The 23,335-nt window shown below is 32.7% G+C and carries 18 protein-coding genes and 1 pseudogene; 12 read left to right on the plus strand and 7 right to left on the minus strand.

Annotated features, from left to right (window positions below; genetic code table 11):
• Positions 1-190 precede the first annotated feature (190 nt).
• Positions 191-562, minus strand: a complete 372-nt coding sequence (locus I600_RS04245; protein WP_157490840.1) for a hypothetical protein — start codon at positions 560-562, stop codon at positions 191-193.
• A 306-nt stretch (positions 563-868) separates the two neighbouring features.
• On the opposite strand from I600_RS04245, the gene I600_RS04250 reads away from it, so the two are divergent.
• The 4 genes from I600_RS04250 (at position 869) to I600_RS04265 (ending at position 3,378) form a co-directional block, all read left to right on the plus strand.
• Positions 869-1,087, plus strand: a complete 219-nt coding sequence (locus I600_RS04250) for a helix-turn-helix domain-containing protein (protein ID WP_058103250.1) — start codon at positions 869-871, stop codon at positions 1,085-1,087.
• Positions 1,084-1,413, plus strand: coding sequence for a HipA N-terminal domain-containing protein (locus I600_RS19300; RefSeq protein ID WP_058103251.1), 330 nt, complete (start codon positions 1,084-1,086; stop codon positions 1,411-1,413). Before I600_RS04250 ends, I600_RS19300 begins: the two co-directional genes overlap by 4 nt.
• Positions 1,414-2,391 (plus strand): type II toxin-antitoxin system HipA family toxin, encoded by a 978-nt coding sequence (locus I600_RS04260; RefSeq protein ID WP_058103252.1) that lies wholly within the window; start codon positions 1,414-1,416, stop codon positions 2,389-2,391.
• A 246-nt stretch (positions 2,392-2,637) separates the two neighbouring features.
• Positions 2,638-3,378 carry a tyrosine-protein phosphatase gene (locus tag I600_RS04265; RefSeq protein ID WP_058103253.1) on the plus strand — a complete coding sequence of 247 codons (741 nt, stop codon included), beginning with the start codon at positions 2,638-2,640 and terminating at the stop codon, positions 3,376-3,378.
• A 6-nt stretch (positions 3,379-3,384) separates the two neighbouring features.
• Here I600_RS04265 and I600_RS04270 read toward each other — a convergent pair whose 3' ends face one another.
• Genes I600_RS04270 through I600_RS04285 form a run of 4 tightly spaced genes read right to left on the minus strand, consistent with a single transcriptional unit; the run spans position 3,385 to position 9,611 of the window.
• Positions 3,385-5,760, minus strand: a complete 2,376-nt coding sequence (locus tag I600_RS04270) for a GumC family protein (protein ID WP_058103254.1) — start codon at positions 5,758-5,760, stop codon at positions 3,385-3,387.
• A gap of 34 nt (positions 5,761-5,794) precedes the next feature.
• On the minus strand, positions 5,795-6,571 hold the full coding sequence (locus I600_RS04275) for a polysaccharide biosynthesis/export family protein (protein WP_058103255.1): 777 nt from the start codon (positions 6,569-6,571) through the stop codon (positions 5,795-5,797).
• Positions 6,572-6,594: 23 nt separating this feature from the next.
• Positions 6,595-8,526 carry a polysaccharide biosynthesis protein gene (locus tag I600_RS04280; protein WP_058103256.1) on the minus strand — a complete coding sequence of 644 codons (1,932 nt, stop codon included), beginning with the start codon at positions 8,524-8,526 and terminating at the stop codon, positions 6,595-6,597.
• The gene (locus I600_RS04285) at positions 8,523-9,611 is read right to left on the minus strand and encodes a DegT/DnrJ/EryC1/StrS family aminotransferase (protein WP_058104272.1); all 1,089 of its coding nucleotides are present in this window, start codon (positions 9,609-9,611) and stop codon (positions 8,523-8,525) included. Before I600_RS04285 ends, I600_RS04280 begins: the two co-directional genes overlap by 4 nt.
• Before the next feature lie 289 nt (positions 9,612-9,900).
• Between I600_RS04285 and I600_RS04290 the strand changes: the two genes are divergently transcribed.
• The 8 genes and pseudogenes from I600_RS04290 (at position 9,901) to I600_RS18910 (ending at position 20,501) form a co-directional block, all read left to right on the plus strand.
• Positions 9,901-11,298: a nucleotide sugar dehydrogenase gene (locus tag I600_RS04290; RefSeq protein WP_058103257.1), complete on the plus strand. Its 1,398-nt coding sequence runs from the start codon at positions 9,901-9,903 to the stop codon at positions 11,296-11,298.
• The gene (locus I600_RS04295; protein ID WP_058103258.1) at positions 11,295-12,320 is read left to right on the plus strand and encodes an NAD-dependent epimerase; all 1,026 of its coding nucleotides are present in this window, start codon (positions 11,295-11,297) and stop codon (positions 12,318-12,320) included. Before I600_RS04290 ends, I600_RS04295 begins: the two co-directional genes overlap by 4 nt.
• Positions 12,321-12,401: 81 nt before the next feature.
• Positions 12,402-13,394 (plus strand): SDR family oxidoreductase, encoded by a 993-nt coding sequence (locus I600_RS04300; RefSeq protein WP_058103259.1) that lies wholly within the window; start codon positions 12,402-12,404, stop codon positions 13,392-13,394.
• Between the two features lie 95 nt (positions 13,395-13,489).
• Positions 13,490-14,770: a nucleotide sugar dehydrogenase gene (locus I600_RS04305; protein WP_058103260.1), complete on the plus strand. Its 1,281-nt coding sequence runs from the start codon at positions 13,490-13,492 to the stop codon at positions 14,768-14,770.
• Between the two features lie 285 nt (positions 14,771-15,055).
• Positions 15,056-16,237: an acyl-CoA dehydrogenase family protein gene (locus I600_RS04310; RefSeq protein WP_167342520.1), complete on the plus strand. Its 1,182-nt coding sequence runs from the start codon at positions 15,056-15,058 to the stop codon at positions 16,235-16,237.
• A gap of 104 nt (positions 16,238-16,341) precedes the next feature.
• Complete coding sequence (locus I600_RS04315; RefSeq protein WP_058103262.1) at positions 16,342-17,403, plus strand: peptidoglycan bridge formation glycyltransferase FemA/FemB family protein; 1,062 nt, start codon at positions 16,342-16,344, stop codon at positions 17,401-17,403.
• A 333-nt stretch (positions 17,404-17,736) separates the two neighbouring features.
• Positions 17,737-19,236, plus strand: a complete 1,500-nt coding sequence (locus I600_RS04320; RefSeq protein WP_058103263.1) for an Ig-like domain-containing protein — start codon at positions 17,737-17,739, stop codon at positions 19,234-19,236.
• A gap of 935 nt (positions 19,237-20,171) precedes the next feature.
• Positions 20,172-20,501: pseudogene (locus tag I600_RS18910) on the plus strand (integrase core domain-containing protein).
• A 153-nt stretch (positions 20,502-20,654) separates the two neighbouring features.
• Here the strand turns inward: I600_RS18910 and I600_RS04330 are convergent.
• Together I600_RS04330 and I600_RS04335 are read right to left on the minus strand one after the other, a co-directional pair.
• On the minus strand, positions 20,655-21,956 hold the full coding sequence (locus I600_RS04330) for a flippase (protein WP_058103264.1): 1,302 nt from the start codon (positions 21,954-21,956) through the stop codon (positions 20,655-20,657).
• 38 nt (positions 21,957-21,994) lie between these two features.
• Positions 21,995-23,191 (minus strand): O-antigen ligase family protein, encoded by a 1,197-nt coding sequence (locus tag I600_RS04335; protein ID WP_058103265.1) that lies wholly within the window; start codon positions 23,189-23,191, stop codon positions 21,995-21,997.
• Between the last annotated feature and the right edge of the window lie 144 nt (positions 23,192-23,335).

The raw sequence follows: 23,335 nt of genomic DNA on the forward strand, positions 1-23,335 counted from the left end.
GAACGAAAGATGATTAGTACATACATTTTTTAAAACTTATTGCTTCTCTATAAGTCAAAAACGCAATAGGAATTAAGCTTCCGCTCTGTACAAAGCGAATAATCAATAACAGATTATATTTAAGACATTATTTTAGAAGTAAATTCCAAATTAAAATCAGATGAAGCATTATTATATAAAACGTAATTAACTATTTAGTATCAGAAAACTTAAACGCACTAAATCGATTTATCCAGCCATTTTCAACAATTGGTTCTGCTTTTAACATCTCACTAATTTCAACTAAATCCACTTGCGTGTTTTCGTTTTGAAACTTTATTTTAAAAGCCTCGTGTTCTTCAAATATTTTAAGAAAATCAAATAAAGCACCTTCTAAAACTTCTTTAGTATATTTTTCAATTTCACTTTTTTGACTTTTAGTCATATTACAAAAGAGATTCTCATAACCTTTTGTTTCCGCAAGATCTGATACGTCATTTTTGATAAATCCATATTGTTTATCAAATACCTCGGATATTAATATTCTTCCAAATTCATCTAAAATTTCTTGATTCGTCTTCATAATTTTATTTTTACTTTCCATGATACAGACTTCCTTCCAAACATAATACTGTCTCCTAAATTAACACCTTAAAACATAAGGATTAATTTACCGGTTTTTTCTGAAGCGAAGAATTCAAATCCAAAATTGATAACCTAAAAATAGAATTTCCTTAATTCTATCAATTCTAGATAAAGTGTACTATAATGCACTTTAAATGATTATTTCAAATAAACAAAATTTAGAATTCCAAATAGTGCATTTTAAAGCACTATTTGTTGTTAAATTGAAATATATAACTATATTTACATAAAAAAGAGCCATATAATGCACTTTGAAAGTCTAATAAATAGTATAAAAGAACGCAGAGAAATACTAAATGTAACTCAAGAAACATTAGCAGATCTTTCAGGAGTAGGATTGCGTACGCTTAAACAGTTTGAAAGTGGGAAAGGTAACCCAACAGCAGAAACTTTGAATAAGTTGGGTAATGCCCTGGGTATGGAATTGACATTCCAAATAAAAACAACAACATCTGAAGAATGAGACAAGCATTGATATTATACAAGAAAGAAGAAGCGGGCAGATTAACTCAACTTAATGATGGAAGTTTCAAATTCAGATATCTAGACGTATGGTTTCAATCAAATGACAAACCAGCTATTAGTCTTACGCTACCTAAAAATAAGCAAGAGTATAATTCAGAACATCTGTTTCCATTTTTTTATAATATGTTACCTGAAGGATCGAACAAACAAAATATATGTTTTGAATTACGTATTGATCCTGAAGACTATTTTGGTCTGTTATTGACTACAGCAAAATATGATACCATTGGAGCCATACAAATTAAAGAAATTAAACTTAACTAAATGATTATAAACAACTGTCCAAGTACTTTAAAGAAAGGTCTTGATACATACAGCAAGACCGCCTTAAATCGTTTATTCAATGGAAGAAAGGTAGGCCCTACCCTACCTTATGAATCACCTATATCAAATACCGATACCGAAGAACTTTTCAAAGAAAACAAAAAACGGTTGTCCATTTCTGGTGTACAAGAAAAATTCTCTGTATTACTAGAAAGGAACAAACTACGCCTGATAAATGAAGGAGAACAAGGTCAGTACATTTTAAAACCTATTCCCAATGTGGGAAGCAAAACAGAACAGATGCCTGCAAATGAACATCTGAGCATGCAAATAGCAAGACAAGTTTTTGGAATTGAAACAGCTGAAAATGGTTTAGTATTTTTTCAAAACGGGGACCCAGCCTATATAACCAAACGTTTTGATCTAAATGAAGACGGAACAAAATTGGCTGTAGAAGATTTTGCAACATTAGCCAAAAGGACACCACAAACCCATGGAACAGATTTTAAATATTCAGGTAACTATTTAGAAATGTTCGATCTTTTAAAACAGTATGTTCCCGCTTATCCAATAGAAGCTTTAAAATTATTTAAATTAATCCTTTTTAATTATCTCATCTCTAACGGCGATGCCCATTTTAAGAATTTCTCAATAATAGAAACATCTATGGGAGATTTTAAACTGAGTCCGGCATATGATTTGTTAAATAGTAGAATACATATTGAGGATAGAGATTTTGCTCTAGAGGATGGACTTTTACCCCTAGATAAGACAACAGGAAAAATTACTGAACAGTTTTTAAAGCTTGCAGAACTTGTAGGTATTTCAGAAAAGCAAAACAGTAAAATATTAAACGAGATCACCTCTCATGAGGATAAAGTTCTGGACTTAATTGAACTTTCATATCTTCATGAAAAAACGAAAAGAAACTATGCTCAAGCTTATCAAACAAGACTTAAAAAACTACTTAGAACCTAAGAAATAAGAATTAAAACAATTCAGCTAGTAAAACCCATTAGTCACTAAAAATGAAACAGAGTTAAAAGTATTTTTAAATTTCTCAGTGAAATTATGGAAGAATAGTTAATTTCATTTCTTGTTAAACTCAAAACGCTAATTTCCGTACACTTTTCAATACTTATTGTACCCCAATTCACCTGAGACACTATATTTATTGACATTACAATTCCTGTATCGGCAAATAACTAAATTTTAATTTTAACCATGTTCAACTTTTTTTCTAAAAAACATTTTTTAATTGATCATCTTGAAGGTTTTATTGATATACACAATCATATTTTACCAGGCATTGATGATGGCGCAAAAACTGTTGAAGATTCCATTGAATTAATAAAAGGTTTTAATGAATTTGGGGTAAATGATTTTATTTGCACCCCACATATTATGGAGAATTATTATCCTAATAATCCATCTACAATTCAAAGTTCTTTATCGTTATTGAAAAATGCTTTAAAGATGAATAATCTTGAGCACATCAATATAGAAGCTGCTGCAGAACATATGATCGATTCAGGATTTGAAACAATTTTAAATGAACATAAAGTAATGTCGGTTGCAAAAAGTTACCTTTTAATAGAGATGTCTTATTTACAAGCTTCCATTAATTTTGATAGCTCCGTTCAAAAAATTAAAACAAATGGCTTATTTCCAATTTTAGCACATCCTGAGCGATACATGTATCTTCATAATAAAATGGATAAGTATAAACATTTTAAAACCGATGGTGTGCTTCTTCAATTAAATTTGTTATCACTTGGTGATTATTACGGAAGTGAAGTGCAGAAAGTTGCATACTGGCTATTAAAGAACAATTTAATTGATTTTGCAGCCAGTGACGTCCATAAAACATCTCAGTTAAACACATTAAAAAAAATAAGCATCAAAGAAAAAACTTTGATGCTTATAAAGCCTATAATTGAAAAAACGATTTATAATTTCAGATAAAGTGGTTTAAAATTTCCACCATTTTTTAGTTGTTTTACTGTAACCATAGCCGTATTTTCCACCATATCCTAATTCATCTAGAGTAACATCATTAACTACAAAAGATATTCCTTTGAGCTTACCTTCATCGCGTAGACCTAGTGGAAACTTTACTGCAGCTTCATCAGTTACACCTGCTCTTGTAACATAAACAATATGATTAGCATATGGAGCAATCAATAAAGTATCACTTACCACCATCATTGGTGCGGTATCCACAATCACATAATCATATAATTCCGAAACCTCATCCAACAAACCTTCAACTTTAGAACTCATTAGAAGTTCTGCCGGGTTTGGTGGTATTTTACCTGAATAAATCACATCTATAGTATTATGATGTACTAGCATAGGCCTAATGATATCTTTAACCTGTATAGAATCATCCAACAAGAACTCTGTTAAACCCGCATCTTTATTTCTTGAAGTAGTTTTTAATTTATCCACTGAATCCCCTGAGAAAAATGAATACAATTTCGGATTTCTAATATCCGCACCTACCAATAAGACTTTTTTATCAGTACTGGCTAAAATCATAGATAAATTGGTAGACACAAATGTTTTACCCTCACCAGGTGTGCTTGATGTTATAAAAACAATATTATTCTTATTACTATTCGTTGCATTTTTAGTCCTAATTAAAAAATCAAGATTTGTTCTAATAATACGTAAAGCCTCTGCTAACACCGACCTATCATCATTAATAATAATTTTATTGTCTTTCTTGGTCAATCTAGGCAGCTCTCCTAAAACAGGAACATCACTAGTATAAGCTTCCAAACTATGTTTGTTATGAATTTTTGTATCCAATAAATCCTTTCCATAAATAATACCAAAAGGAACGAGTAACCCTAAAATAAATGACGCAAGATAAACGATACCATTCTTTGGCTTTACTGGCTCTTGCTGAATCAAATGAGCACTATCAATGACTTTAGATTTAGGCGCACTGGAAGCCATTGCAATTTGAGATTCTTCTCGTTTCTGCAAGAGATATAAAAATAAAGACTCTGTTGTTTGTTGCTGTCTTTCAATATCTCTTAATTGTCGAGAGTTACTAGGAGCCGAATATATTTTTGAATTTATTCGTGAAAGTTGTCCACTTAAATTATTCACCTGCATACCAAGATTCCTCTCCATACCAGACAAACTACTTTTAATTGTTCCTTTTAGACCTGCAAGTTGTTCATCCAAATTTACGATTATTGGGTTTTGCTCATCAGCACTTTTCAACAAACGTTTACGCTCTAAAGCTAATTCATTATACTTTGCCGTAGTATTTGCAATACTGGGATCTGAAAGCCCAACATTGGCAGGTAAAACTTCATAACCGTTTTCCTCAGATATAATCTGATTCATTCCACTAGCAATATTCAACTGAGTTCTAGCATTTTCTAACTCCTGTCTATTTGCTGCACTTAAATTTAATGCGATATTCGATTCATTTGCAATATCAGTAACACCCTTTGAAGTCTTAAAATCTTGAGCGTCTTGGTCTACTGAACTTAATTCTCCTGAAATCTCTTTAATTCGTTCATCAATAAAATTAGAAGTTCTATCTGCAATTATCTTTTTGTCTTCTATCCCGTTTTGATTATATTCAGATATTAATCCATTCAATATATCTAAACTTTTTTGAGGTATGGGATCAATAAGCTCTATATTTATAATATTTGACAACTCACCAGTTGTGGTTATAAGTGTATTAGTTTGATAAGCCTCTGCCATTTTAAAAACAGGGATTAGTTCAATATGAAACCTTTTCCCTACAAATTGTTTAAGAAACTCTGTTTTTGGTGTCAGAACCATATCACCAATTGGTGTCTCTATATTCTTACCGTAAGAATATATTTTTACAGGACCATCTTCCGTGAAATTAAACCCAAAGTTATTAGTATCGTGAATATCTACATAAAAATCCAATTGTGAATTGTTGACTATAGAATCATTAGCAATAAAATTAACATTGAAAGGTCTTCTTCTATATATTTCAGAAGTCTTGACATTACCTAAGACATTATATTTTATATTTAACTTCAAATCCCTTACTACTTCAATAAAATTAGATCTAGAATTCAAAATTTCAATTTCATCTTCAACTTTATTTTTACCACCAATACCCAAAATATCCAAATCACTAAAAGCAGCTAACTCGGATGATGCATTTTTTTCCTCAATTATATGAATTTTTGCTTGTCCAGCATATTGTGGCGTAGCATATCTTAAATATATGGAAGCCAATAAAATTGCGATTACCGCACCGATTAAAAACCATTTCCACTTTTTGGTATAAATATTAAGTATTTCACTTAAATTTTGACCATTATTCAAACTTTCATTCATAAGACAATTGTAAAATTGAAATTATTAAACACTATTAGTTTCTAGTTAAAACTAAAACAGTAGATGTAATTAGAACAGAGGCTATAGATACCCAAATGGTGGCTCTATTGTCCAAGGCAGATGCTGTGATTGCTGACTTATTTGGTTCAACATAAACTACATCGTTCTGCGTTAAATAATAAACAGGTGAATCCAATGCTTCCTTACTAGTAAGATTTATCCTATGATAGACTTTAGTTCCGTCAAAATCACGTATGACCAAAATATTATCCCTTTTACCTTTTATGGTTAAATCATTTGCAAGCCCTAATGCTTCCAAAATTGTTATCTGTTCCCCTATTACAGGGTAAGTACCTGGAGATTTAACTTCTCCTAAAATAGTTACAGTAAAATTCTTAAGTCGAATATTAATGATTGGATCTTTTAAGTAATTGCTTAATTTCTCTTTCAACAATTCCTTTGTTTTCTCAGCCGTTAGCCCAGCAATTTTCACCTGACCAATTACCGGAAAATCAATATTACCACTTTTATCAACAATATAATCTAACTGTTCTGCTCTCATACCGCCCTCATCAATTCCTCCAACTAAATTGAATGGCATACTTGCCTGCGGGTCTAATGTAGAAACATTAATCGATACCACATCGTCCACCTTAAATGTTTGTGAATGATTATTTTCACCAACCTTAGTCTCGTAATCTCCTACCCCTTGAAAATAAACAACATCTTTATGAGAAGCACAAGAGTGCAGCATAACAATAGATATTGATAATAAAAAAAATTTAAATAAGTTTACTTTTAAATGTTTCATTAATGTCTAATTTAAGATGGAGTTTATGATTTTACTACTTTTAGTTTTTGTTCTGGACTTTGATTAGAATCAACTTTATCAAAATCGCATAATTCAGAGTTTTTTGATATGTATTCAGGAACTATTTCCTTCATTAATTTTACCGTATTACCACTAAAAAACATATTCGTTATACACAATTCATCAATTTTCGATCTCACTTTCGCGTATTCCACATCACGAACTTTACTAATCTTTATTTTTTGATGATACGTTGGCAATGTATTCTCCCCGTTGGCTAAAAGCTCTTCATATAACTTTTCTCCTGGTCTCAAACCAGTAATTTTAATATCAATATCTTCTGGGTATCGTAAACCAGAAAGTTTTATCATGTTTTTGGCTAAATCATAAATCTTAACGGATTCACCCATATCAAAAATAAAAATTTCACCACCTTCTCCCATGGCTCCAGCTTCTAGTACTAACTGAGAAGCTTCGGGAATCGTCATAAAATATCGGGTAATATCCTTATGCGTCAGAGTTAAAGGCCCTCCTTTTTCAATTTGTTTTCTAAATAAAGGAATCACGGATCCATTAGAGCCTAAAACATTTCCAAATCTGGTTGTAATAAATTTAGTTTTATTTTCCTTTTGCATGCAACTAATATACATCTCGGCAATGCGCTTTGTTGCCCCCATTACATTGGTCGGGTTAACCGCTTTGTCCGTGGATACAAAAACAAATTTCTCCACGTTATGCAAAATGGATAAGTCCGCAACATTCTTTGTTCCTCCAACATTTATTTTAATTGCCTCGTATGAATTGTATTCCATTAAGGGTACATGCTTGTAAGCAGCTGCATGAAATACTACATTAGGTTTATGCTCACCGAACAAGGCATTCATTCTATTTTTATCTCTTATATCCGTAACAATTGGAATAAAATTATGAAAACCGTTTTGTTTTAATTCCTGTTGTAAATCATATAAGGCAGATTCTGCCGAATCAATAACAATTAAAGATTTATAATCGTAGTTACAAATCTGGCGTACAATTTCACTTCCAATAGACCCAGCACCACCAGTCACCATTACCGATTTATTCATCAGCTCCATGGCAATTTTACTATTTTTAATTGTAATTGGAGCACGATCCAACAAATCTTCAATCTGAACTTGTTTAATTTGCGAAACTTTTAATTCTCCGTTTATCCAATCTTCTATCGGAGGCACTATTTTTACCACTATAGGTAAATCAACCAAGCCTTCTACCGTCTTTCTTAATTTCACAGAATCAATATTCTGTATTGAAAATATAATTTCAGATATATTATTCTTGACAATAAATGCTTCTGTCAAAGTTCTTCTTGCAAATACGGGAACTCCATTTATATTCTTTCCAATTTTTTTCGCATCTCTATCAATATAACCTATAACCTTATATCTACTTTTAGCATTGTTAGCTATTGCTCCATGGGTTAATACACCAGAATCACCGGCTCCATAAATTAATATATTCTTAGATACCTTAATATTACTATTCATTTTGTTGTAAAATGATTTAAAAACAAAACGTGAAGCTGCAAGACCTACGAACGTAATTAAACTGTTAATAATAATAATGGATAATGGAATTGTAAATTGGCTTAGAATATTCATTTGCCCATTAACCATTACAACAAATATGACCAAAATACTAAAAAGACAAACCGCATTAAAAATATTATAAACATCTCTGACTCCCGTATGACGGACAACTCCTTTATATGAGCCAACAATCAAAAATGCTAATAATGAAGTAACAGCTACAAGTGGTATTTGCACTAATAAGTTCTTAACTTCAAAATTCAAGGTTAAATTAAATCGTATAAAATAAGATAAGATAAAAGAAAAAATTACCGTTATCAGGTCAATACATAACACAAGCCATTTAGAAGCATATCGCTGTGCACTATAATTAAGATATTTCTGTATCATGATAAAACGTTTTTGATAGTTGTTACTACGCGATCCAAATCTTCTTTAGTTAAGTTAGACCCGCTAGGTAAACAAAGCCCTCTTTCAAACAATGATTCTGAAGTACCATCTACATAATGTTGATTTCCATTAAAAATAGGTTGCAAATGTAAAGGTTTCCATAAAGGTCTAGATTCTATATTCTCATCTAAAAGGCTCATTCTAAGCTTTTCCCTAATTTCAAATGATGGCGTTAAGATACAACTTAACCACCTATTCGAAAAATAACCCTCCGGTTCCCCTAGAAATTCTAATTGAGAAAATTCCTCAAGAGAATCCGTGTAAAATTGATAATTAGCCCTACGAGCATTTACTCGATCATCCAAAACTTCCATTTGACCTCTTCCTATACCAGCTAAAACATTACTCATCCTATAATTATAACCTATATTAGAATGCTGATAATGAGGTGCATCGTCCCTAGCTTGCGTTGCTAAAAACACAGCTCTCTCTACAAACTCTTTATTTTTAGAAACTAATGCTCCTCCTCCTGATGTTGTAATAATTTTATTACCGTTAAAAGATAGAATACCTATATCTCCGAAAGTGCCACAAGGTATTCCTTTATAAATACTTCCCAATGCCTCTGCACTATCTTCTAGAATAGGAATCTGAAATTCATCCGCCACCGTCCGTATTTCGGCAATTTTATACGGCATCCCGTATAAGTGAACAGCTATTATTGCTTTAGGCTTTTTACCTTTTTCAATTCCATTTTCTATAGCCTTACGCAATAAAGCAGGCGATATATTCCAAGTTTCCAATTCACTATCAACAAAAACAGGAGAAGCTCCTACATAAGTAATTGGATTTGCAGATGCCGAAAAAGTAAAGCTTTGACAAATGACATCGTCTCCTTTACCAACACCTAAAAGCTCAAGACCTAAATGAATTGCTGCTGTACCTGCACTTAATGCAGCTACATGAACATCATTTCCTAGTGTATTCCCAATAGATTGCTCAAAAGCATTTACATTGGGACCCAAAGGAGCTATCCAGTTAGTCTCAAATGCTTCATTTACATATTTTTGCTCAGAACCTCCCATATGCGGAGAAGAAAGCCAAATTTTAGTAGGTGTAGATACGGTTTTCAATAGTTGTCAATTTAGGGTTACAAATTTTAGAAGTCAAAATTAACTATACATTTTCTGAAAACAACGAATAATATATATATTTCGTTTAATATGTGTAAATTATCGGTCAAAGTAAAAATGTTCATCCTTTAATCGTAGCTAAAGGTTTTTGAACCCTGTAAATAACGAGTTCATCTAAAATATATTTCTTTATAGCGCGTTATTTTTTAATCTTTGCTTTTTTAAATCCTATATACAATTAATGAAAAAGATTACAAAAATATGTTGTATTGGTGCCGGCTATGTGGGCGGACCTACTATGTCGGTTATTGCCAAACAATGCCCAGAAATAAAAGTAACGGTTGTTGATATTAACAAAGCTCGTATTGACCAATGGAATACAGATGACTTAGACCAACTTCCAATTTACGAGCCCGGGTTAAAAGAGATTGTAAAAGAAACAAGAGGTAAAAACCTTTTCTTTTCTACAGAAGTAGACAAGGCAATTGATGAAGCAGAAATGATTTTCATCTCTGTAAACACTCCTACAAAGACATATGGTAAAGGGAAAGGGCAGGCTGCTGACCTTAAATTTATTGAGCTTTGCGCTCGCAATATTGCCAAGGTTGCAAAAGATGATAAAATCGTTGTGGAAAAATCAACATTACCAGTTAGAACTGCACAAGCTATTCAAAATATTTTAGACAATACTGGAAATTCCGTCAAATTTGAAATATTATCAAATCCTGAGTTCTTAGCTGAAGGTACAGCCATAGAGGACCTTTTGAATGCTGACCGAGTACTTATTGGAGGTAACGACACTGCAGCTGGACAAGCTGCCAAAGATGCACTTAGTGCTGTTTATGAACATTGGCTTCCAAAAGAACGCATTTTACAAACAAACGTTTGGTCATCAGAGTTATCAAAGCTTGTTGCCAATGCATTTTTAGCCCAACGAGTTTCTTCTATTAACACAATATCTGCACTTTGCGAAAAAACAGATGCCAACATTCAGGAAATATCAAGAGCTATAGGCTTTGATAGCCGTATAGGTTCTAAATTCCTAAATGCATCTGTTGGCTTTGGTGGATCTTGTTTTCAAAAAGATATTTTAAACCTAGTATATATTGCAAGGTCTTACGGATTAGATGAAGTCGCCGATTATTGGGAGCAAGTTATTATCGCTAATGATTATCAAAAGAGTCGTTTTGCAGAAAATATCATATCAACCCTTTACAACACTATATCTGGTAAAAAAATCATCATATACGGTTGGGCGTTTAAAAAAGACACCAATGACACTAGGGAGTCCGCTGCCATTGCAATAGCAGATGCTTTATTAGAAGAGCGTGCAGAAATTATCGTCTATGACCCAAAAGTATCGGAAGAACGTATCTATGCTGATTTAGATTATTTAGGCACTAGATCTCCAGAGGAAAACAGACGTTTATTGAAAGTCACTAAAAATCCAATGGAAGCTACTCAAGATGCCCATGCCATTGCAATTTTAACCGAATGGGATGAATTTAAAAGTTATGATTGGAAAACCATCTACGAACAAATGTTAAAGCCGGCATTTGTTTTTGATGGCAGACGTTTATTGGATACTAATAATATGGAATCCATTGGCTTTAATTATTATAAAATAGGCCAATCATGAAAATTTTAGTAACCGGTGCCGCTGGCTTTATCGGCTTTTTTGTTGCAAAATCGCTAGTAGAGAAAGGGCATACGGTGGTTGGCTTAGATAATATTAATGACTATTATGATGTCAACCTTAAATATGCTAGATTAAACGAACTTGGTATAACCAAAGAAAAAGCCGAAATTTTTAATGCTTTAAGCCCAAGTAATACTACTAAATCATTTTCTTTTATACGACTGACACTTGAAGATAGAGACAATTTACCTCGACTCTTCAATGCTCAAAATTTTGATGTGGTATGTAATTTAGCCGCCCAAGCAGGGGTTCGTTACAGTTTAGAAAATCCAGAAGCTTATGTAGATAGTAATTTGGTTGGATTTCTAAACATTTTAGAATGTTGTCGTAATTTTAAAATTAAACATCTAGTATACGCCAGTAGTTCAAGTGTTTATGGTTTAAATGAAAAAATTCCATTCGAAACAACCGATACTGTGGACAACCCCGTAAGTTTATATGCTGCCACAAAAAAAAGTAATGAATTAATGGCTCATGCATACAGTCATTTGTACGGATTTAAAACGACTGGTTTACGATTTTTTACCGTTTATGGCCCTTGGGGAAGACCAGATATGGCTATGTTTCTATTTACCGATGCTATTGTTAACAACAAACCCATTAAAGTTTTTAATAACGGAAAATTAGAACGCGATTTTACTTATATAGACGATATTACGGAAGGTGTTGTCCGCATAATACAAAAGCCGGTTGTAGAAAAATCAGGAATTAAAGGTGAATTTAAAATTTACAATATTGGCAATAGCAAATCTGTAAAATTAATGGATTTTATCACTGCTATTGAAGAAAGTTTAGGTGGTGTAGCAAAAAAAGACATGTACCCCATGCAACCGGGTGATGTTGAAAAAACCTGGGCCAATGTAGACGATTTGATTAAAGATTATGACTATCGCCCCAATACACCTATTAAAAAAGGTGTTCAGCAATTTGTAGAGTGGTATAAGAATTTTTACATCTCTTAGCACAATATTGGTACAACTTGCTTGTTATTGATGTAACAAAGTATTTCTCTAAAAAAGAACTGAAAAACACAAAAACCATACATGAGTTTATATAACCTTAAATCAAATTTTCACATCTTAGTAACAGGTGGTGCCGGCTTTATTGGTTCCAACTTGTGCAACGAGTTAATTCAAAACGGAAACCAAGTAATTTGTTTAGATAATTTTGCAACTGGAAAGCGCAAAAACTTGGCTTCAATAGTAAATCATCAAAATTTCACTTTAATTGAAGGTGACATCAGAAACTTGAGCGATTGTCAAAAGGCTTGTGACGGAGTAGACTATATTTTACACCAAGCAGCTTTAGGATCCGTTCCAAGGTCTATTAATGACCCTATAACCAGTAATAACGTTAACGTTTCAGGATTTTTAAATATGCTAGTGGCTGCTAGAGATGCTAAAGTAAAGCGTTTTATTTATGCCGCTAGTTCTTCAACTTATGGAGATTCTACCAATATGCCCAAAGTAGAGGATATTATAGGCAAACCACTCTCCCCGTATGCCATAACAAAATATGTAAATGAATTATATGCCGATGTCTTTAGCAAAACTTATGGTATGGAAACCATTGGTTTACGCTATTTTAATGTCTTCGGAAGAAAGCAAGACCCTAAGGGTGCCTATGCAGCAGTAATTCCAAAATTTGTAATGCAATTGATGAAACATGAATCTCCCGTTATTAATGGCGATGGTTCATTTTCCAGAGACTTCACCTATATAGACAATGTCATACAAATGAATATTCGCGCAATTGTCTGCGACAACCAAAATGCAATGAATACCGTATATAATACAGCTTATGGTGAACGTACAGACTTAAATGAACTTACCGAACTGTTAAAAGAGTACTTAGGTGAATTTGACCCTAAAATAAAAGAAGTAAAAAATGTGTATGGACCAACAAGAGCAGGAGATGTACCACATTCTTTAGCCTCAGTTGACAAAGCCAAAGCGTTATTACATTATGACCCTCAGTATGACATTAAAACCGGATTAAAAGAAGCGGTGAAGTGGTATTGGGAAAATTTGAAATAAAATACGCTAGGAGTTAAAAATATAAATACTATGGTTGCTTTTCGCAACCTTACTAATAAATTTAGGTTACTGATAATAACCGAAGTAATAAGAATATGAAAGATATAAAAATTGCCATTATTGGTTTAGGGTATGTAGGCTTGCCACTTGCTAGATTATTTGCAACAAAATATCCTGTTATCGGTTTTGATATTAATAAAGACCGTATAGCTGAACTTAGAAAAGGTCATGATAGTACCTTAGAAGTAGAAGATGACATTTTACAAGCTGTACTCAAAGATGGACCAAAAATGGAGACCGGTCTATTTTGCAGTAATCAATTAGAAGATATTGCAGACTGTAATTATTATATTGTTACCGTACCTACACCAGTAGACAGCACCAATAGACCAATTTTGACCCCACTGTATAAAGCTTCTGAAACTGTTAGTAAAGTATTAAAGAAAGGAGATACCGTTATTTATGAATCTACAGTATATCCTGGGGTTACAGAAGATGAATGTATCCCTGTCTTGGAAAAAGAAAGTGGTCTGGTATATAACAAAGATTTTTTTGCCGGTTATTCCCCGGAACGGATCAATCCTGGCGACAAAGAACATACCGTAGAAAAAATATTAAAAGTCACCTCTGGTTCCACACCGGAAATTGGCAAAAAAGTAGATGAGCTATATGCCTCGGTAATTACCGCCGGCACCCATTTGGCACCGACCATTAAAGTAGCGGAAGCTGCTAAGGTTATTGAAAACTCACAACGTGATATTAATATCGCCTTTGTCAACGAATTGGCTAAAATTTTCAATCTTATGGGAATTGACACCCACGATGTCTTAGAAGCCGCAGGTACAAAATGGAACTTTTTACCTTTTAAACCAGGTTTGGTAGGTGGTCACTGTATTGGTGTTGACCCTTATTACTTAGCCCAAAAAGCACAAGAATTTGGTTACCATCCAGAAATTATCTTGGCCGGTAGACGTATGAATGATACTATGGGTAAATATGTATCTTCAGAAGTTGTAAAATTAATGGTACAAAAAGACATCAAAATTAAAGGAAGTAAAATATTGGTACTAGGAATAACCTTTAAAGAAAATTGTCCTGACGTTAGAAACACAAAAGCGGTAGACGTTATAAACAATCTAAAATCTTATGGCACCGCTGTTACTATTTATGATCCTTGGGCCTCAAAAGCCGAAGTTGAACATGAGTACAAAATGAACATTGTCAATGATATTCCTTCTGAAAAGTTTGATGCTATAGTATTGACCGTGGCCCACCAACAATTTCTAAATATTGATTTCACCAACTTATTGACTGACAACGGAATTATATATGACGTTAAAGGAATACTAACCGGTAAGGTTGACGGTAGATTGTAAACTCCATTTTATTAACAACGCTGCAAAAAATCAAGCAATGCTATAGTATTTAACATAGCATTGCTTTTTTTTTAATACAAAAGCACACCACCATATATTTTACCTTTCAAAATCCCCCCTCACTTCTAATCATCTGCTTTTATTGCTGTTGAACTAATTTTTATTTTCGTATTAAAATTACTACATAGTTTTACGTAAAATTTGAATAGTTTAAAAGAAAATAGTTTTTTTTAAAGTTAGAGTTCCAGCTCGCTAAAAATGTTATATCACACTAAACCAATATCCATGAACAATGTAAAAATATCTGAAACATTGATTTCAACCCCATCAGAATTGGCTAAAGAAATTTGCTCTACGGCAATTAGCAACAGAGACGTTACAGAGTCCGAGAGAAAATTAGCACCATCAATTATAGAAGAACTCAAAAGCCACCAGTTATTTAAAATGGCCCTTTCTAAACATCTGGGAGGATGGGAAGGCAACCCTGTTGAAACTTTAAAAGTGTATGAAACTTTGGCTAGTGCAGAAACGTCTGTTGCTTGGATTGTATGGAACAATCATTTGGCTTGTACCTTTGGACGATTTCTAAATTCTGAAAGTTTGAATGAAATCTACAAAAATCCAAATGATGTTTATGCTAATTCTACTAGACCAGAAGGTGTTGCAAAAATAATTGAAGGTGGTTACATGGTATCTGGCAGGTGGAGCTTAGTTTCCGGATGTGAACTTGCAGATTGGTTTGTATTGCGCTGTTTGGTAACCGGCGGGGATCTCCCTAACCAATTAGGACCCGGTGCAAAATTAAAGCTAATGTATGTCCCTAAAGATAAAGTAAAGGTAATAGACACTTGGAACGTTGGCGGATTAAGAGGTACCGGAAGTCATGATATCGAAATTGAAGAAACATTTGTAAAAGACAGCTACGCTGTTGATTTTGAAAGTCATGTTGAAAATGATAGTGCTTACAATAGACTTCCTATTGGGGCAATCAATTCCTCGGGATGTGCAGCTATGGCCTTAGGTCTGTTAAAGGGCGCCATAGATGAACTTACCAAAATGTGTTTAGAAAGGGTTACTCCGGGTAAAAACCCAGACTTACGTGATAGACTTACGGTACAAATGGCGTTAGCTAAGGCAAAAACAATTTTAGCTGCTCATAGAACACAGTTACATCATGCGGTCAATATAATATGGGAAGAATCTTTAAAAGAAAACTCCTTTACTGATGTACAATTAGCAGATGTGTGGGCTGCATCTTATGAAGCGGCAACCGCAGCAAGAACTATGGTTTCTGAAATTTATGCCGTAGCGGGTACATCCTCATTGTATTCCAAATTCAGGATAGAAAGAATTCACAGGGATATTTATGCGGTTTTACAACATGGCATTATCCAACCTCATTGGATGAACCAAGCCGGTATGGCTTATGTAGGCTTAAAACCTACAGCGGCAATGTTTAGGATTTAACACCATACTAAAGACCGATTTTCTAAATAAAAAATTGTGATTTTAAGGTTTATCTATATTCAATTAAAAAACCTAGACTCAAATTAATTAAAAACACACATCTTATGATAGAGACAATTGAACACAAAGAAAAATGGGTTGAACAATTGGCCAAAATCGGCAATACTGATTTTTACTTTACATATGATTATCATCATTTATCTAAAAGCGAAGGTGAACAGCCAATTCTGTTGAAATACACTCAAGGCAACCAAAGTATCTTGTTACCCCTACTCTTAAGAAATATTTCAGGTACCGAATATAAAGACGCCATTTCCGTTTATGGCTATGCTGGTATATTAACTAATGATAATAGTTCAAATATCAATGCATCAGAATTTCAAAAGAGCCTTAAAGCATTTTTTGTCGAGAAAAACATAGTATCAGTATTTTCTAGGTTACATCCTTTTATGGACGCTCAAGAAGATTTACTAGAAGGTTTAGGAGAAATTACAGAGCAAGGGATGGTAGTTTATTTAGATCTTACATTACCTATTGATGTTCAGAGAGCTAATTTTAACAGAAGGCTAAAAACGTACTTAAACAAGGCTAGAAAAGTTTGTACCGTTATTGAAGGCAATCACAAAGAAGATTTAAAAAAATTCATAGAATTGTATCATGAAAACATGAGGCGTGTAGATGCCACCGATAGTTACTTTTTTAATGAAGAATATTTTGAGCGTATTATGGCCAGTAAAGACTATACCCCTCAACTAATGATCTGTAAGGACAATGAGACCCAGAAAACTATAGGTGGTGCAATTTTTATTAAAAAGGACAATATTGTACAATATCACCTATCTGGTTTAGATGCTGACTTTTTTGATTTAAATCCCATAAAACTTATTATAGATGAAATGCGGCTAAAATCAGTTGAAGAAGGATACACTTATTTAAACCTTGGTGGAGGAAGAGGCGGCAGCAATGAAGATTCTCTTTTCAGATTTAAAAGCGGATTTTCCAAAGATTTCAAAAACTTTAAATTATGGAAATTTGTAGTCAATGAAGAAGCATACGAAAAACTAACTATAGACCATTTAAATAAGTATCCTGGAATTGACAAAAATGACATTTCATTTTTTCCAAAATATAGAGCAGTAATCCAAAATATGGACATTGCAGTATAATCTTATTATTTTTAACATAAAGGCGTTTCTATTTTTAGGGACGCCTTTTTATTTATACAGATTTTGGTGTTAAAATAGCTCCACTACAAGTTTACGATAAATTTACATACTGGAATAAAATGTTAAAAAAAACTGCTTTTTATCGATTTTGAATATTTTTTTAATCCAAAAGATAAACTTCGTCCGTATAATTGAGGAACAATTGATGTATTTCAACGAATAAAATGTTTATTTCATCGTTATTCTAAAAAAAAGAAATATTTTTAAATTCCTAAATCTTAAGTAATTAAACACTTTTAACCCATTATGCGAAACCTACAAATTACTACACGCATGGCAGCCCTACTGTGTCTTGTTTTCATTTTTCACTCTTGCAGTAAAGATGCCGATTTATTATCTGAGTATGTTATTACTAAAAGTGATAACGCTACTAACCTACAAACCTATGTTGTTAATGATGTATTTTACATTGAAAATAGCACCCATATTGTTTTAGATGTCTTAAACAATGACAATTTTGATGAATTAAGCCATGTATCTATCACTAATACTTCCACAGCCCAGAACGGAACTATTGTAATTAATAGTGATAATACCCTAACGTATACTCCTAAGGAAGAAGTAACCGCAACAGAAGAGTTTGAAGACACTTTTACATATACTGCAGAAGAAGTTGATGAAGAAGGTACGGTTACAGAAGAAGAGGCAATAGTTACGGTAAGTAATGATGACTCTATTTTTGAAGACACCCATAGAAACCCCACTCAAATAAGTGAAGATGTTAAAGAATGGCAGGAAAAATTTGATGTAGAATGGAATCGAGCAAAAAGTTTTTATACCAGCCAAACGAGTGGTCCAGAAGTTAGTGGTCAAAGGCGATATTACGATTTTAGGGTTATTGATGGATTAATTTATATGTTTCAAGCAACTGGAGACATTAAATATATCGAGAATTTTTTCTGGTATGTTGACCGCATAAAAGGATTAGCTCAACCCAGCACTTCTCATAATGACGGATATTATGATTGGGAAGTTCCTAGCGGAAATGATAAAATTGCAAATCAATTATACGACGGACATGGATTGCGAAATATCTTCAAAATGCTATGGCTATTAAAAAAATATCCCGAAATAAGAAGTAAATCAAATTTTCAGGAAAAATACGATGAATATGTTCCATGGTTCACTCGTAATCTTTGGGAAAAATGGGCGTCTAGGGGTGTAAATAAAATTATCCGAAGTAAAACACATATGGCATCACATATGTCATCAAATACAGCTCTATATCTTTATCTGTTGGAAGACGATGTTGAAAAAAGCAATGAATATTTAGGTTGGGTACAAGCCTTCAATAATAATTTATCATCAAAGTCTAATAGCTATAATGGCGGCTTTAGAAATCAATTAAGGTTAAATGATCCACATGACGGGTATGTTTGGTCTGGAACTTGGGGCAACATGAATGGAGCAAATGATTTAACCCATGCCAATGCTGAAATACAGGCCGTAATAAATCAATACGAACATAGTATTGAGTGGAGTGACGCTGATATTGATTTGTTTGTAAAAACTGTTAATCATATTATCGATAAAGCAACTACTGATGATTTAATTGATGTTCCATTCTATATTGATTTGAGCGATAATAATGAAAATGTAAGAACCTTTTCTTACGGTTGGGCAATGTTAGGTCGATTTGATGAGGCTACACAGTTAAAATTAAAGAAGTTTTCTATTAAAAAAAATCAAGATAGCTATTATTATAATGTTTACTTAGGAATTATGGCTTTTAATAGGTCTTATTTAAATGAATCAGTTGTTTATCCAGAATAGAAATTGGATTATATAACCTATTAGATCGTAATTTAAAATCCTTGGGTAATATATGTACAGATTTGATGAAGAATTTAAATTATTCATCAAATCTGACCTAAATGACCTCATCCCTTTAAACTAGACAGTTTAGAAGTAGAGAATGTTGGGCAAATAAATGTTTAACTTCAGACAAGTATTTGCTTATGAAACAATCAAAGTATTCGGCAGCGCATATACGATTTGCGATTAAAAAGGTAGAGACGGGCACCCATATCCAATAGGTGTGCCGTAAGATATGAATCAGGGAGATCATTTTTTTTCAATTGGAAAAAGAAATATAGAGGGCTCGGTATTTCTAAACTACGTAGGTTGAAGAGCCTCGAGAAAGATAATTCACAGTTGAATAAACTGGTCGTCGACCTTAGCCTGGACAAACAGATTTTGCAGAACGTACTGAAAAAAAAGTTCTGAGACCATCCGGAAAACGCGGGATGGTCAATAACATCAGGACGGAGTACAACATCTGCATCCAGAATTGCTGCAAGCTTGTCTTTCTGCACAAAAGCGTGTTCTATTGCAAGACCAAGGGGAGAAACGATTAACTGTGGCGCAAGTAGATTAATGAAATAGCTTCCGTAAGGGTACGTTATGGGTTCTAGCGCATCCATGTTCTTTTAAAAAGGAAAGGTTTTGAACAACCACAAGCGCATTTACAGGGTCTATTTCAAGGTAGTATTGAACTTGAGTAATAAGCAGCACAGGCATAACCCTTCTGCCACAAATAGGCAAACAAATGAAGGCAATTCCTGCAGTTTAATCGAGTACATCCTGGAGTATGGATTTTGGCTCTAACCAGCTTTACAACGGCAGTAAGCTCCAGGGCTTGACCGTAGTGGATAATCATAGTAGAAAATGCCTTGCCATCCATGCAGGCAAATTCTTTAATGGAAGTGATGTATTACATACAGGTCATAGAAATCGTTACCTTTGGAGGCGAAGTGCTTCCAAAACGCATAAAAGTGGACCTCGGAAGCGAGTTAATCAGCAAGGTATTGGATAGATGGGCTTATGAAAATAAAGTGGAACTGGATTTCTCAGGACCTGGAAAACCTAAGAATAATCGGTTTACCGAAAGTTTCAACGGTTCGTTCAGGGACGAATGCCTGAACGCCAATTGATTTTTTTCCTCGGAAGATACACAGGAAAAGTTAGATATTTGGAGAGAAGACTATAATGGATTTAGACCGTACAGCTCGTTGGGGGACATGTCCCCCGACGAGTAATCGAAATGATTGAAAATAGCCCGGATTCTCTAGTTACGACCACTACCTAATTATGGGAGGAGGTCAGAAGCCTATAAAAAGGGGAAGCCTGCAATACAATCTATTTTAGGTCAATTTAATAATAAAATTTCTAGTTAAAAATATAACCATATCTTATTGGTTTATTTTAAATATCTTATTGATCATCTGAAATATAGGGTCAAAATCGTTTATTTTAAAATTGAAAATTTGTCTCAAAGGAATATCAACTTCCTTGCTATATATAATTATAAAGATTATTGCAGCAAAAGAATAGCTAATTGTTGACGACATTGCTGCACCGTCACTACCAAATTTTGGAATAAGGTAAAGATTTAACAAGACATTGATAATCAAACCTGGAAGCATTGCTTTAATAGCAACCCAAGGTTTCCCTTTCCCATGTAAATCAGTATTGAGAATTTTATAAAATGTAAGTAATAATACACCCGGCACTAAAATCATTAAAACACTTGAACTTTCCGCAAAAGCCTTACCGTAAAATAACGTAACAATGAAGTTCGATAGTAATTCCAACACTAATCCTGCAACACCAATAATTACCAAAGAAATTCTTAATAGTTGTACTACTTTAAGGGAGAAAACTTTATCATCTTTTGAAATGGCACTTCTAGCAAAAACAACTGTATTAAACAACATGGGTATTTGCCATAAATATTCTGTTATCACCGCGCCTTTTGTATAAATACCTACCTCAAAAGAAGTGCTTAATTGATTTAGCAAAATAATATCAATTTGATAATGTAATTTAACAATCACCAATGAAATAGCATAGACAGAACCTAATTGTAACATTTGTTTAATTACAGACCAATTAGGGATACCTTTAAAATATTTAAAAAGATCACTTTTAAATAAAAGAACAATAAAAATAAAAACTGGACCTCCTAAATAAGCATAAAAGAATCCTTTAATACCAAAATCAAAAATTACTAAAAAAACAACTGTCAATAATAAAGTTATAACATAAGGTATCCAGCTGATTTTATTAAAAATATCAATTTGATTTTTACCTAAATAGACACCTGAATTATAAGTATTTAACAACGTAAATGGTATAGGAAGTATCGCTAAAAGAATCAACCAATAATCCTTTTCTAGATTTGAAAAATAATATAATAGTATAAAACAAGAAATAACACTAAACATAGTTGTAAAACACCAAATAAAACCAATAGCTTTTTTAATTTGATTTTCTGCTATTAACCCCTTGCCTAAAAAATAAGTTGAAGCATTTGAAATCCCTAAAGAACTAAAAATTAAAAACATAGAAGGATACACTAATATGGATGCTATGATACCATTATTTTCTGGCCCTAAGGTTCGAGCAACAATTACTGAATTCAATACTCCACTAATGATAATTAGGAATTTTGAAAAACCAACTTTAGATATATCCTTTAAAAATGTTGCCATATAATATTTCAGCTCTGTTGTAAAATAACAGATAAGTTTTAGTGTACTTTTATACTATTGTTTTTTGAAACAGGATTGTTCACAACCAATGCAGAACTCAATAATAATGCAAAGAAAAACCAAAAGAGCATCATATTTATACCGCCACCGACTTTCATTAAATTAATAACAATCATAAAGAATAATATAAGATATGTAACATTACGTGTCTCCTTATATGAATTATACAAGCCCAAAAATACTCTATAAATGAAAAGAATATAAAATAAAAAACCTATAACTCCAGTCGTGACTAATACATATAGAAATATATTGTGTGGGTATAAAAAATGCCCTGTATGCTTATACATTTCCGGAAAAATACCCGTAAATCCTACACCAATTATAGGATGTTTTTGAAATATTTCAAAAGCTCCTTCCCACAATTCATTACGACCAATATCACCACTCTCCAAACTATTCTCTAATCTTTTCTGAAGTAATTCATTACTTTGAAGTACTAAATTATATAGAAGTCCTGATAAAAATATACCAATAACAAATATGCTTATTTTTTTCAAAGGTGTCATTTTCTTGAATGCTAAAATCAATATAAATCCTATAAAAATAGATAAAAAAGCACCTCTCGATCCAGATGCTAATATCAAAGTTATCGAAGCAGGAATCACTAAATTAAATGGATTAAATAATTTTTTTGTTGAAAAAGGTCCCGAAAAAAGCCGTCCAAGAACTACAATTAAGGCCATAATTGCCTTAATACCAATAATATTAGGATTTTCTTTAAAAATTAAAACACGACCTTGAAAAAAAGTAACTCCTATACCAAGTGTAAATAAAACAAACATTACTATAATACTTAATAAATAAGTATTAAAAGCAATTTTTATTAATTCCGGTTTATTATATAAATGATTTGTTATTAATAGCATGAGAAAAATAAGCAATAACACTCTAAAATTATACGCTTGACTTATATCGATTAAATGTTCTGGTCTTAATGAAGTTGATAATAATCCGGTTATTATAAATAAAACTAATAAAGATGTATACTTTCTGAAAATGAATAAATTTAAATTGGTTTTTAAAAAAGGAATCCAAGATGATATATAAATTATACTCACAATAAATGCTACTGAAAGAGAACCTGCAGTATTTAAGGGGTCCCATTTCTCAAATGTGATTGAAAATATCAAAAGATATAGAGCATAATTATTCACTCTTTTTAAAAATTCCATGATTTCCCCTAATTTAACGGTTGTATGAAAATTGTGTTTTTAATTTTCCTGATTATTAATAAAAAAAATTAAGCATTCTAATTAAATTAAGAATCGAAGATAATTCTATATTTAATCATAAAATAGAATTATAAGACCATTAAC

Origin of the sequence: Maribacter dokdonensis DSW-8, from assembly GCF_001447995.1 — a bacterium.
Taxonomy (GTDB): domain Bacteria; phylum Bacteroidota; class Bacteroidia; order Flavobacteriales; family Flavobacteriaceae; genus Maribacter; species Maribacter dokdonensis.